This window comes from Tistrella mobilis KA081020-065 (assembly GCF_000264455.2).
Classification (GTDB): Bacteria; Pseudomonadota; Alphaproteobacteria; order Tistrellales; family Tistrellaceae; genus Tistrella; species Tistrella mobilis.
In genome coordinates this window covers 1,034,728-1,047,696 of record NC_017958.1, presented here as the reverse complement: position 1 = coordinate 1,047,696, position 12,969 = coordinate 1,034,728, and the positions used below count along the sequence as shown (strand labels likewise).

Here is a 12,969-nt window from a genome sequence, read left to right as displayed (position 1 = left end):
AGATCCGCGTCGCTGGGGAGGAATTCGACGCCATGGTTCAGATCGCCGCCACCGACGGCCCGGGCGCCCGCCCCGGGCTGCTCGATCGCGAACGCATCATCGCCCGTCCGGGCTTCAATCGCTGGCTGGTGCCGCCGGCGGCGCTTGCCATTCATCTCTGCATCGGCATGGCCTATGGGTTCAGCGTCTTCTGGCTGCCGCTGTCGCGTGCGATCGGCGTGACCCAGCCGGTCGCCTGCGCCGATCTCACGCTCTTGTCGGCGCTGACCACCACCAGCTGCGACTGGCGGATCAGCGATCTGGTCTGGATCTATACCCTGTTCTTCGTGGTGCTCGGAACCTCGGCCGCAGCCTTCGGCGGCTGGCTGGAACGGGCGGGGCCGCGCAAGGCCGGCGTCGTGGCCGCGATCTGCTGGTGCGGCGGCATGGCGGTGTCGGCGCTGGGCATCGCCAGCCATCAGCTCTGGCTGATGTGGCTGGGCTCGGGCGTGATCGGCGGTGTCGGTCTGGGCCTCGGCTACATCTCGCCGGTCTCGACCCTGATCAAATGGTTCCCCGACCGGCGCGGCATGGCCACGGGCATGGCGATCATGGGCTTCGGCGGCGGTGCGATGATCGGCAGCCCGCTCGCCAACATGATGATGAACCACTTTCGCACGCCTGATTCGGTGGGGGTATGGGAAACCTTCCTGGCGCTGGGCGCGATCTATCTGGTGTTCATGCTGGCGGGGGCCTTCGGCTACCGCGTGCCGCCGGCCGGCTGGCGGCCCGATGGCTGGACGCCGAAGCCGGCGTCGAAGGCCATGATCACCCATGGCCATGTCCATCTGCGCGACGCCCATAAGACGCCGCAATTCTGGCTGATCTGGGCGGTGCTGTGCCTGAACGTCTCGGCCAGCATCGGCATCATCGGCGTGGCGGCACCCATGCTGCAGGAAATCTTCGGCGGCGCGCTGGTCGGTGCCCCCGATGTCGGCTTCCTGGACTTCGACGAGCAGCAGAAACTCTCGGCCGCGGCGATCGCTGCCGGCTTCGTGGGGCTGATCTCGCTGTTCAACATCGGCGGCCGCTTCTTCTGGGCCTCGCTGTCGGATCATCTGGGCCGCAAGGCCACCTATGCGATCTTCTTCGTGCTGGGGGCCGGCCTCTATCTGGCGGCACCGATGCTGGCGGGCGGCCATGCGCTGGCGCTGTTCGTGCTCGCCTTCTGCGTCATCGCCTCGATGTATGGCGGCGGCTTCGCGACCATCCCTGCCTATCTGGCCGACATCTTCGGCACCCAGTTCGTCGGCGCCATCCACGGTCGCCTGCTCACCGCCTGGTCGACCGCGGGCATTCTGGGGCCGCTGGTGGTCGCCTATATGCGCGACGCCCAGATCGCCGCCGGCGTGCCGCGGCCCCAGATCTACGACACGATCATGATCGTGCTGGCGGCGATGCTGGCGGCGGGCTTCCTCTGCAACCTGGCGATCCGGCCGCTGGCCGAGCGCTGGTTCATCGGCAGGACGGAACTGGCCGAGATCCAGGCGAAGCTCCGCCCGGTGGATGCCGCGCATGAGGGCTCGTTCGGCATCGGCCGCGGCGGCATCGACACCCGCGCCCCCCTCGCCTGGGCCGCCGTCGGCCTGCCGATCCTCTGGGGGGTGTGGATCACCCTCGACAAGGCGCTGGTGCTGTTCCGGTGACGCATGGCCGGGGGAGGCGGCAGTGAGCCTTTCTCCCCCGGCGGCGATCATCCGCTCAGGCGCAATCGCTCCCCGCCACCCAGATCGCAGCCAGGCGTTCCAAGCCGGCCTGGTCCTCGGTGTCGAAGCGGGCGGGGTGGGGGCTGTCCAGGTCGAGCACACCCAGGATCCGGCCGTCGCGGATCAGCGGCACGACGATTTCCGAAGCCGAGGCGGCGTCGCAGGCGATGTGGCCGGGGAAGGCGTGGACGTCTTCGACCAGCTGGGTACGGCCTTCGGCGACCGCGGTGCCGCAGACGCCGCGGCCGCGGGCGATGCGCACGCAGGCCGGCCGGCCCTGGAAGGGACCGAGCACCAGTTCGTCGGGGCTTTTCAGGAAGTAGAAGCCGGCCCAGTTCAGGCCGGGTAGCGACATCCAGATCAGGGCCGACATGTTGGCGGCATTGGCCACCGGGTCGCGCTCGCCCGCGATCAGGGCGTCGAGCTGGCGAGCGAGCAGGCGGTACAGCTCGGGCTTGGGGGTCGCGTCGGTGTCGATGGGGGCGGCGTCGAACATGGGGGCGCGGGCTCCGGCTGTCAGGCGGTGGGCGGGGTGGCTGTGGCCCCGATCATGCCCAGGCTTTCGGCAGCCGTCACGCTCTGCCCGCGGGTGGAGGCGTTGCGGATCCCGCTGGCCCTCAAGCGATCTGCGGCGGCGCTGCTGTTCGTGCCAAGCCCCTCGGCGCCGACGTCGAGCCCCAGCCCGCCGCCCAGCCCGGCCAGGGCCTGCACCAGCCGGGCGGTCTCCGCCTCGTCGATCCGCTGGATGAAACTGCGGTCGATCTTGACCCGGTCCAGCTCCAGATCGCGCAGATGGTAGAGGCTGGAATAGCCGGTGCCGAAATTGGCCAGCGCCACCCGCGCACCCGCGGCCCTCAGATCGCCGACCAGGGCGCGGACGGCATCCGGATCGCCGACGAGCGTGCTTTCGGCGATGTCGAACTCGACCCGCGATGCCGGCAGCCCGGCTTCGGCCAGGATGCCCTGCGCATCGGCGGCGAAGGCCGGATCCTTCACCTGCCCCGGCAGCAGGTCGACCGACAGCAGAACGTCGGCGGGCCAGCCTGCCGCCGTGCGGGCGGCCTCGACCAGCATCCAGCGGCCCAGACCGTGGATGAGGCCGGTATCTTCGGCGATCGGCAGAAAGCGTTCGGGCGGGATGTCGCCATGGACGGGATGCCGCCAGCTGATCACCGCTTCGAAACCCGTCACCCGGCCGGTGTCGAGTTCGATCGAGGGCTGGTAGAGCAGGTCGAGCCCGCCTTTGGCCACAGCCGCCCTGAGGTCGATCTCCAGCGCCTCGCGCTGGCGGACCGCATCGTCCATCTGGCTCTCGAAGAAGCGGAAAGCGGTGCGGCGCTCGGTCTTGGCGCGATAGAGCGCCACATCGGCACGCCGGAGGGCCTCGACCGGATCCCCGGCATCCTGAGGCAGCAGGGCGATACCGATGCCGGTGCCGACATCGTGCCGGCCGCGGCCGCTGGCGATCGGGTCGGCGAAGGCGCGGGTCAGGCGCAGCGCCACGCTGGTCGCGGCTTCCGGCCCCATCAGATGCGGGGCGAGCACGGCGAATTCGTCGCCACCCAGCCGGGCGACCAGGTCGCTGTCGCGCACCGCGCCCATCAGGCGGTTGGCGACCACCATCAGCACCTCGTCGCCGGTGCCGTGGCCATAAACGTCGTTGACCTGTTTGAAGCCGTTCAGGTCCAGCAGGAACAGGCCGTGGGTGGCGCCCGCGGCCGGCGGAGCGGCGATCGCCGCCGCGAGGCGCTCCTCGAAGCGGCGCCGGTTGGCAAGGCCGGTCAGCGGATCCTGATAGGCCAGGCGCCGGGCCTCGGTTTCCGCCGCGCGACGGCGGGCGATCTCGCGGCTCTGCTCCCGGTACTGGCGCAGCGCCACCCCCAGCATGATCAGCGCCAGCAGCACCCCCAGCGCCAGCGCCTCGTCGAGTTCCAGCATTGCGGTCGCCGTGTCGGCGGCATGTTCACTTGCTTCGAACAGGTCGAAGGCGACCGCCAAATAGCCGGCCACGACCATGACCACGGCGATGATGCCGGCATCCCTCAGGCAGATGCGCCGGCGAACCAGGCGGCGCAGAATGCGGCGGGGCCGCGACATCGACATACGGTCGTCCTCCTTTCGATCACCGGGGCAGGCGGTCGTGCATGGCCCGAAATGCGACCGCCGCCCGGATCGTCCGATCCTGGGCGGCGGCGTAAGAGGACGCAAGTGTTTCGACGTGACCTGGCGGATCACATCACATGGCACATGATCACATGGCCTTGTCGTAGACCGCATGGGTCCAGGCGGCCTCGCCCGGATCCTTGGTGATGACCGGGGCGGATTCGGCCCCCAGCAGCACCTTCACCGTGCGCTGGAAATCCTCGGGCGCCAGATAGCCCATGCCCTTCTTCGAACCGTCGAGCAGTTTGGCGACCTCCTGCATCATCCGGGTCTGGTGCTCTTCGGTCTGGGCGCCGGTGGTGTCGTTGTCGAGCACGATTTCCACCGCCTCGTCCTGGTGGGCCGCGGCGTATTCCCAGCCCTTGACGCTGGCCTTCACGAAGCGGCCCAGCTTCTCGACCATTGCCGGATCCTGAAGGCTCTTCTCCAGGGTATAGAGGCCGTCTTCCAGCGTGGCGACGCCCTGATCCTGATACTTGAAGGTGATCAGCTCGTCGGCCGGCATGCCGGCATCCAGGATCTGCCAGTATTCGTTATAGGTCATGGTCGACACGCAGGAGGCCTGCTTCTGCAGGATCGGGTCGACGTTGAAGCCCTGCTTCAGCACGGTGATGTCGGCATCCGGGCCTTCGGTCTTATAGCCCAGCGTCGACATCCAAGACAGGAAGGGATACTCGTTGCCGCCGAACCAGACGCCCAGGGTATGGCCCTTGAAATCGGCCGGGGTCTTGATGCCGCTGTCCTTGCGGCAGGTCAGCATCATGCCCGACTGCTGGAAGATCTGGGCGATGTTGACCAGCGGCACGCCCTTTTCACGCGTGGCCAGCGCCGAAGGCATCCAGTCGACCACGACATCGGCGCCGCCGCCGGCGATCACCTGCGACGGGTTGATGTCGGGACCGCCGGCCTTGATGGTCACGTCGAGCCCGGCTTCGTCGTAGAAGCCCTTTTCCTTCGCCACGTAATAGCCGGCGAACTGCGCCTGGGTGACCCATTTCAGCTGCAGGGTCAGCGCATCGGCGGCAAGGCCGGGGCCCGTCGCGGCCAGTGCCAGGGCAATCCCGGCGACCGAACCGGTCAGGAGGGTCTTGAGCGTCCTCATTCTCGTCTCCCTCGTCATCATCTGTCCCGGACCGGCCGCCGGCGGGGTTTGCCCCCGTTGTGGGGCGGCGGCGGATCGCGGGGTCTCCCCTCAAAATCATCCACGGGCGGGCCGAAGCCTCCGATGGTCCCGCCCGGGACGCCGTCTCCGCATCAGCTGGCCGGGCGCCGTCAGCGCCCGCGCATCGCGGGATGCCAGAAGGTCACGCGCCGCTCGATGAACGACAGCGCGGCATAGGTGCCCGAGCCGGCAATGGCGGCCACCAGGATCGTCGCCCAGACCACGTCGACATTCATCCGCGCGACCTCGGTGCTGATCCGGAAGCCCATGCCGACCACGGGCGTGCCGAAGAATTCCGCCACGATGGCCGCGATCAGGGCCAGCGTCGCGCTGATTTTCAGCCCGTTGAACAGGAAGGGCAATGCGTTCGGCAGCCGGGCGACCAGAAGCGTGGTGGCGTGGGATGCGGCATAGGATCGCATCAGGTCCAGTTCCTGCCGGGAGGTGGCGGAAAGCCCCGCCAGCGTGTTCACCAGCATCGGAAACAGCGTGGTCACCACCACCACCGCCGCCTTGGACGGCCAGTCGAAGCCGAACCACATCACCATGATCGGCGCCACGCCCACGATGGGGGCGGCACTCATCAGATTGGCGACCGGCAGCAGGCCGCGGCGCAGGAAGGCGACGCGATCGGCCGCCACACCCAGCAGGATGCCGGCGGTGCAGCCGATCAGATAGCCGCGCAGCGCCCCCTTCCACACGGTCTGGACGAAATCCTGCCAGAGCACCGGCAGGTTGGCGGCAAAGGCGGCGCCGATCGCCGATGGCGGCGGCAGCAGCACCGCCGGCACGCCGAAGCCCAGGCAGCCGCCCTCCCAGGCATAGAGCAGCGTCAGGCCCAGGGCGGCCGGCGGCAGCAGCCGCACCGGCAGCGAGGTCTGGGGCAGGCGCGCGACCAGGGCGATGCCGCGAAAGGCCGCGGCCATCGCGGCGAGCCCGGCAAGGGTGTAGCCCGCACCGCCTTCGCCGAAGCCGACCGTGCCGCTGCGCAGCGCCACGAGCGTGGCGATGGCGGTGAGGGCCGCCCCCGCCAGCACCAGCGGCCCGCGCATGCCGCTTCGCCGCGGCCGGAGCCCGGCCAGTGCAAAGAGCAGGATGCCGGCGATCATCAGCAGAACGGTCAGATCGGCATTGCCGATCCAGGCGCCGCCCGTGGTGGACAGGGGCAGCAGCAGGGCGACGAGCCCCATCAGGCCCCAGACGGCATCCAGACCGCGCGAGACGGGCTGGAGAGGGGCCGAGGGTGCGGTGGATGTCGTGGTCATCGCGCACCTCCGCTCCGGCGGACCACGATCCGCTCCGCCAGCGCCACCGCCTGGACCAGCAGGGCCGAGAGCAGCGACGCCGCGATCAGCGCCGCCCAGATCTGGGTGGTCTGGCCGTAATAGGATCCGGCGAGCAGCCGGGTGCCGAGCCCGGCCTGGCCGCCGGTCGGCAGTTCGCCCACGATCGCCCCCACGAGTGCGGCGGCGATCGCCACCTTCAGGCTGGCGAAGAGATAGGGCAGGGCGGCCGGAAGGCGCAGCTTCAGGAAGACCTGCAGCGGTGTCGCGTTGTAGGAATGCATCAGATCCATATGCAGCGGATCGGCGGAGCGCAGCCCCTTGGTCATGCCGATCGCGACCGGGAAGAAGCACAGATACATCGAGATCACCGCCTTGGGCAGCAGGCCGGTGAAGCCCAGATTGCCCAGCACCACCACCACCATCGGCGCGATCGCCAGGATCGGCACCGTCTGCGAGGCGACGATCCAGGGCAGCACGCCGCGTTCCAGCGGCCTGAGGGCGGCCATGCCGATCGCAAGGCCCAGGCCCAGAAGGGAGCCCAGCACGAAGCCGGCCAGGGTGGATTGCGCGGTTGCGATCACATGGGTGATCAGGTTGCGGACATTGCCCACCGGCCGCTCGGTCGACGAGGTGACGATCTCCACCACCACCTGATCGGGTGTCGGCAGCACCGGCCGCCGCTGGGTGAAGGCCTCGGTCATCAACTGGGAAAAGCCGGGGTCGGTGATGCCCTTGCGGGCCAGCTGTTCCGCCGCCTGGGGGGTGTTGAGCAGATAGGCCGCGGCATACCAGATCACGATCACCAGAAGGGCGACCGTCGTCACCGGCAGGATGTCGGCGCCCCGTTCGACCAGCGCGCGGCCGAAGCGGCCGGCACGCGGGCCCGGGGCGGTGGCCGCAAGCTCAGTCATAGGAGTGGCCCTTGGCGAGGCCCGCCCTGACCAGGGCCGCGACCCGCTGGAATTCGGCGCTCTCGCGCATCTCCAGTGTGCGCTCTGCCGGCAGGTCGCAGACGATTTCTTCCAGGATCCGGCCCGGGCGCGGGCTCATCACGATGATCCGGTTCGACAGGAACACCGCTTCGGAAATCGAATGGGTCACGAAGACGCAGGTCAGCCCGGTCTGCCGCCAGAGCGCATTCAGCGCCAGGTTCAGATGGTCGCGGGTGATCTCGTCGAGCGCACCGAAGGGTTCGTCCATCAGCAGCAGTTCGGGCGCGAAGGACAGTGCGCGGGCGATGGATGCCCGCTGCTGCATGCCGCCCGACAGCTGCCAGGGGTATTTGCGGGCAAAACCGTCCAGCCCCACCAGGGCCAGCTTTTCGCGCGCGATCGCCTGGCGCTCGGCCTTGGGGCGGCCTGAAAGCTCCAGCGGCAGCATGACGTTGCGTTCCACATTGCGCCAGGGCATCAGCGCCGGCGCCTGGAAGACATAGCCATAGGCATGGGCGCGGCGCGCCTCGTCGGGCGTGCGGCCGGTGACGGTGATGCTGCCGCCGGTCGGCTGCTCCAGATCGGCGATCACCCTGAGCAGCGTGGTCTTGCCGCAGCCCGACGGGCCGATCAGCGAGACGAAATCCCCCGGGCGGATGTCGATATCCACGTCGCTGAGCGCATGAACCGGCTGATCGGCGGTCTGATAGACCAGCGACAATCCGCGTGCGGACACTGCCGCCATCCCCGTCTTCCCCGTCATCCCGGCACTCCGTCCCCCCGGCTTCCCGGTCGGTGCAGTCACTGGCGGTCCACCCCTCGCGGGGGTCGACCGGTGTGCGCGCCTGTCATCGCGCGTCCTGTCGATGGTCATCGGTTCTGCCATGCGTCTCGGCCTCACGAGCTGGCCCGCGGCGATGTCGGCACCGGTCTCCCTCCGCTGCCGCCCGCCACTCTTTGTCTCTGCTGGTGCAATCCCCGGGCCAAGGGCGCACCTTATTTTACGATCGGGGTTCAACCCATTGTCCGCAAGAGGTTTTTACCTGACCGATCGGATAGGTTTCGGCGGGCTTTCCCCAAAAGAACGGTCGCGGCTGTACAGGTACGGTCGCGGCTGGTTTGCGTAAATTTTGGACAATTCGCCGGTCATGCATAATTGTTGTGCACGTATCCTGGCCGGCCGATCGATCCTCCCGTTTCGGATCGTAACCCGGGCGTCGCGGGGAGGCGAGGGGGAAGCCGGATGTCGCGGGTTGAACCCCGCCCCTCCGCAGCGCCCGATCCGCGGCGCACCATCCGGAATGCGCCCTCTGGAATACCTTGCGCGAAACAAAGGGGGCCGCACCGACGATCGTCGGTGCGGCCCCCGGCTTGCCATCAGGGATGGCCGGCAGTGCGGACGGGAGGGATCAATGCATGGCGCCGGTCTGATCGAGATCGAGATCGTCATCGCCGGCTTCGGCGTCCCCGGCTGCGGCGGCGCTGCTCAAGGCGGCGATCAGATCGGTGATTGCCCGGCGCGCAGTCGCATCCGAAATCGAGGCAAGCCGGGTGCTGGCCTCGATCATGCCGCGGCTGATCCGGTTGCGGCGGAGCACCTTGGGCCCGTCGTCCAGCCGGTCGAGCAGCGCCGAGGGCGGGACATCCAGGATTCCGGCCAGACGATAGAGCGCACAGGCGCTGATCCGGTTCTGTCCCTTTTCGTATTTCTGCAGCTGCTGGAAGCTGATGCCCAGCTGGGTGGAGCAGGCTTCCTGGCTGAAGCCGCGCGCCAGCCTGAGCGTCCGGATCCGCCGGCCGATGGCGCGGTTGATCTCGGTTTCTATGTCGCGGCGGTTCGCGCTCTGGGCCGTTTCCGCCGCGGCGTCATCGGGCATGGCCGATGCAGGCGTGACCGGGCCGGGCGGGGCTGTGGTCGGCTGACCGGTGGTGCAATGAGCAGAACGAAGCTCCGGCGCGGCGGCTGCCCCTCCGGGCGACCGGCCGCCCGCAGGCGGGGTGATGTCATGACGCATCTTCGACGACCTCGTCTTGGCGACTGGTTTCGGCGTGATCCTGTGCATCCGCGTGAGTGGTTGCGGCAGCTTTCAGGTTCTTATCCGGGAACTCATCCCACGGATGGCCTCTTCTCGGGCTTCAAACGTCATGATAGTGCAACGGTGGCAAAAATCCCGCATTTTCGTCGGGATTGGCGCGTTATGCGCTTATTGAATGAATGTATTTAACGTTTACGGTGGTGGACGCGTTGCATGTTGCACTACCTGCTCACTTCCTGTTGCAGGCGTCGGAAAGGTCGGCAAGGGTGCAGACGATGGGCGGCATGATCCGGCCCGATGGCGGCAAGGGGGCGTCGGCAACGTGTCCTACATCGTCGAAGCGACACTCGATGGCCTTGACCAGCGGCTGATGCCGGTGCTGGCCGTCTGGCAACGGGCGACCGGGGCGGGGCGGCCCCTTCGGCGGCGGGATCTGGATCCACTCGCCTTTCCTCATCTCCTGGCCACCAGCTATCTGATCGATGTGGTTCGACAGGGGCATGAAGACGCCGGTGGCCACCATGCGATCCGCTATCGCTACCGGCTGATCGGCTCCACGATCGTGGAGCGGCTGGGCCGCGACCGGACCGGCTGGTGGCTGGACGAGGTCTACCCGCCCGAGACTTTCCGGATGGTGGCCCGGAGCTTCGACGAGGTCATCCGGCGCCGTGCGCCGGTCCGGTCGCATGGCGACACGAGCTTTGCCAATTCGCGGGCGCATTATCTGTTCGACGCGCTGGAACTGCCGCTGGTGGGGGACGGTATGGACGATCCCGACCGGATCACCGCCATTTTCGGGGTGCTGTGCCTGACCCTGTGGCCGGGGATTGAACCCTGACGGGGTGCCGGCGGATGAACCGCTCAGGCGCGCCGCCGGTTCGCCAGCGGTGCCGCCGGCAGATGGCCGTCGACATAGCCGCAGAAGGCGTTGCCATCCATCGCGCGCGCATAGAGCCAACCCTGGCCGTAGGTAACGCCGCGGGCGATCAGATAATCCGCCTGCGCCTGATGTTCGACGCCTTCCGCCGCGACATCCAGGCCGAGCGTCGCCGCCAGCGACAGGATATGGCCCATCACGTCGTCGGCGGCAGACCCGCTGCCGATGCCGTCGACGAAGGTCTTGTCGAGCTTCAGCCCGTCCACCGGCAGGGTGGCGAGATAGGCGAGGCTGGAATAGCCGGTGCCGAAATCGTCGATTGTCAGCCGGTAGCCGGCATCTCGAAAGCTGCGCATGGAGCTTTGGGCGCGTCTGGCATCGATCAGGGTGCGCTCGGTCGCTTCCAGCACGATCTGGGCGGCCGCCACGCCATGGGTCTTGCGCAGCCGGTCCAGCCGGCCGCGCACCCGGTCGCTTTCCACATCCGAGGCCGAGAGGTTGATCGCGATCCAGACCGACGGGCGTGCCGCCAGGAATTTGCCGAGATCGGCGAAGACATGCTCGATGATCTCGTCGGTCAGCCGCTCGATCAGCCCTTCGGCCTCGGCAACCGGAATGAAGCGGTCGGGCGAGATCATGCTGCCGTCGCGCTGCTGCCAGCGGACCAGCGCCTCGCCGCCCAGGCAGGCGCCGTCGGCCAGGCGCACGATCGGCTGATAGACCACCCGGAATTCGCCGCGCGCCAGACCACGTCGGATGCGCGCGCCCATTGTGTCGCCGCGCCGGACAAGGGTGACGATCAGCCAGAAGATGAGGCCGCCGCTGGCGAGCCCGGGCAGCCCCATCAGCAGGGCCTGTTCCCGCCAGGTTTCGATCACCACGCTGACCGGTTCCGAGGCGAGCGCCATGGCGGTGCCGTCGCGGGCGGTGGCCGCCACCACCAGCCGGTCGCCCAGGCGGATGGCCTCGGGTTCGGTCTGGTTGCGGAACCGGTCGACCATATCCGACAGGATGGCGCGTTCCGGGCGGGTGCGCACCCCCAGCACCTGGCCGGTGCCGAGGGCGACCATGCTCAACACCACGCGCGGTTCCGCCAGGACCAGATCGTAGATCTGCTCGGTATCCAGAAATACCGCATAGGGGCCGCGGGCAATCACCGTGGTGCGGCTGGCGGCACGGGCGCTGTCGTCCAGCCCCGGGGGCAGACGGTCATACCAGATCCGCATGTCGCCGACCGACATGTCGGGGAGCGGCAGGGGCATCGGACTGTCGAGCCGGCCTGCTCCCGTACAGACCACGCGCCCCTCTTCCACCACCCCCACCTCGCGAACGCCGCGGCTGGCGAAGGCGGCGGTGCGCAGGCGGGCAAGACCCGCGGGCGTGCAGGCATCGCCGACCGGCACCGCCGCCATCGCGGCAAGGGCGCGGGTGGCATCCTCCTGCAGACGTTCCGATCGGGTGAGCATTTCCCGGGTGGCCCGGATCAGCAGATCGGTTTCGACGCGGCGGGCGTTTTCCCAGGCGATCCAAAGGCTGCCTGCCACCGGCAACGCCCCGATGAGCGTCGCCAGCGTCAATGTCACCGCAAGCACCCGTCTGCGCATGCCATCACCCTGGAATGCCGCTCTGCCGGCTGTCACCATCGTCCGGACGAGGGCGCCCGCCATCGGGCCCACCCTCCGCAACCCGGCCGTGCCCGACCGCAACCTGGCCGTGCACTCTGTGAACCCGGGATTGATCGATCACCGGACAATTTTCCGGATGTCTGATTGTAGACGGCTCGAGGTGACGGCGTCCACATGCAGCCGACGCGCGCCCCCCGATTCACGGGATGCAAGACCCCGGCATGTTAAGAGCATGCAAAGGCAGGAGCTATTCTTCCGTCACCCGGGTCGACTGGCGGCCCAGGCCTTCGACTTCCAGCACCATGTGATCGCCCGGCTTCAGGAAGCGCTGGGGCCTGGCGCCCATGCCGACGCCGGCGGGCGTGCCGGTGGTCACCAGATCGCCCGGCTCCAGCGTCATGAAGCGGCTGAGATAGGACAGAACCTCGGCGACGCCGAAGACCTGATCGGCGGTGGTGCCGTCCTGCCGGCGTTCGCCGTTCAGCTCCAGCCACAGCTTCAGGGCCTGCGGGTCCGGAACCTCGTCGGCGGTGACCAGCCAGGGGCCCACGGGACCGAAACCATCGGCCGACTTGCCCTTGGTCCACTGGCCGCCCCGGTCCAGCTGGAAGGCGCGCTCGGAGATGTCATTGACCGTGCAATAACCGGCGACGCCGGCCAGCGCCTCTTCGGGGCTCACCCGCTTCAGCACCCGGCCGACCACGATGCCGAGTTCGACCTCCCAGTCGGTCCTGGCGGCATCCGGCGGCAGGATCAGATCGTCTTCGGGGCCTGTCATGCACGAGGTGGCCTTGTGGAAGATCACCGGTTCGGTCGGCAGGGCCATGCCGGCTTCGGCCGCGTGGTCGCGATAGTTGAGCCCGATGCCGATGAACTTGCCCGGCCGCGCGATGCAGGCACCCAGGCGGACCGGGCCGTCGACCGCCGGCAGGCTGGCCGGGTCGATGGCTTTCAGCCGGTCCAGGGTCGCAAGGTCGAGCGTGGCGGGGCCGAGATCGGCGATCTGGCCTGAAAGGTCGCGCAGGCCGCCATCGGGGCCGAGAAGACCGGGGCGTTCCTGGCCGGGCAGGCCGTAACGGACGAGACGCATCGGGAAGTCCTGTGATCATGGGGTGGGTCCGGGGCCATCCTGCCACGAAATCC

Annotated in this window: 11 protein-coding genes; 2 read left to right on the top strand and 9 right to left on the bottom strand. The window is 68.5% G+C overall.

The genetic code is table 11. The features are described from left to right. Positions 1-32 precede the first annotated feature (32 nt). Positions 33-1,685 carry an OFA family MFS transporter gene (locus TMO_RS28225; RefSeq protein WP_014748485.1) on the top strand — a complete coding sequence of 551 codons (1,653 nt, stop codon included), beginning with the start codon at positions 33-35 and terminating at the stop codon, positions 1,683-1,685. Between the two features lie 55 nt (positions 1,686-1,740). Here the strand turns inward: TMO_RS28225 and TMO_RS28220 are convergent, their stop codons facing one another. The 7 genes from TMO_RS28220 to TMO_RS30115 all read right to left on the bottom strand — a co-directional run bounded on the left by TMO_RS28220 (position 1,741) and on the right by TMO_RS30115 (position 9,303). Beyond that, positions 1,741-2,241, bottom strand: coding sequence for a GAF domain-containing protein (locus TMO_RS28220; protein WP_014748484.1), 501 nt, complete (start codon positions 2,239-2,241; stop codon positions 1,741-1,743). 20 nt (positions 2,242-2,261) lie between these two features. Continuing rightward, the gene (locus tag TMO_RS28215; protein WP_187297888.1) at positions 2,262-3,842 is read right to left on the bottom strand and encodes a putative bifunctional diguanylate cyclase/phosphodiesterase; all 1,581 of its coding nucleotides are present in this window, start codon (positions 3,840-3,842) and stop codon (positions 2,262-2,264) included. Positions 3,843-3,996: 154 nt separating this feature from the next. After that, positions 3,997-5,010, bottom strand: a complete 1,014-nt coding sequence (locus tag TMO_RS28210; protein ID WP_014748482.1) for an ABC transporter substrate-binding protein — start codon at positions 5,008-5,010, stop codon at positions 3,997-3,999. A gap of 170 nt (positions 5,011-5,180) precedes the next feature. Next, positions 5,181-6,335 (bottom strand): ABC transporter permease, encoded by a 1,155-nt coding sequence (locus TMO_RS28205; protein WP_014748481.1) that lies wholly within the window; start codon positions 6,333-6,335, stop codon positions 5,181-5,183. After that, the gene (locus TMO_RS28200; RefSeq protein ID WP_014748480.1) at positions 6,332-7,267 is read right to left on the bottom strand and encodes an ABC transporter permease; all 936 of its coding nucleotides are present in this window, start codon (positions 7,265-7,267) and stop codon (positions 6,332-6,334) included. Before TMO_RS28200 ends, TMO_RS28205 begins: the two co-directional genes overlap by 4 nt. Further along, positions 7,260-8,033 carry an ABC transporter ATP-binding protein gene (locus tag TMO_RS28195; protein WP_014748479.1) on the bottom strand — a complete coding sequence of 258 codons (774 nt, stop codon included), beginning with the start codon at positions 8,031-8,033 and terminating at the stop codon, positions 7,260-7,262. Before TMO_RS28195 ends, TMO_RS28200 begins: the two co-directional genes overlap by 8 nt. Positions 8,034-8,697: 664 nt before the next feature. Continuing rightward, the gene (locus tag TMO_RS30115) at positions 8,698-9,303 is read right to left on the bottom strand and encodes a helix-turn-helix domain-containing protein (protein WP_014748478.1); all 606 of its coding nucleotides are present in this window, start codon (positions 9,301-9,303) and stop codon (positions 8,698-8,700) included. A 343-nt stretch (positions 9,304-9,646) separates the two neighbouring features. Here TMO_RS30115 and TMO_RS28185 point away from each other — a divergent pair, with 343 nt between their 5' ends. Then, positions 9,647-10,162 carry a PAS domain-containing protein gene (locus TMO_RS28185; protein WP_014748477.1) on the top strand — a complete coding sequence of 172 codons (516 nt, stop codon included), beginning with the start codon at positions 9,647-9,649 and terminating at the stop codon, positions 10,160-10,162. Between the two features lie 23 nt (positions 10,163-10,185). On the opposite strand, the gene TMO_RS28180 is transcribed toward TMO_RS28185, so the two are convergent. Both TMO_RS28180 and TMO_RS28175 read right to left on the bottom strand, forming a co-directional pair. Beyond that, positions 10,186-11,805 carry an EAL domain-containing protein gene (locus TMO_RS28180; protein ID WP_187297887.1) on the bottom strand — a complete coding sequence of 540 codons (1,620 nt, stop codon included), beginning with the start codon at positions 11,803-11,805 and terminating at the stop codon, positions 10,186-10,188. Between the two features lie 268 nt (positions 11,806-12,073). Then, entirely contained in the window at positions 12,074-12,916 is an 843-nt protein-coding gene (locus TMO_RS28175) for a fumarylacetoacetate hydrolase family protein (protein WP_014748475.1), read from the bottom strand. Between the last annotated feature and the right edge of the window lie 53 nt (positions 12,917-12,969).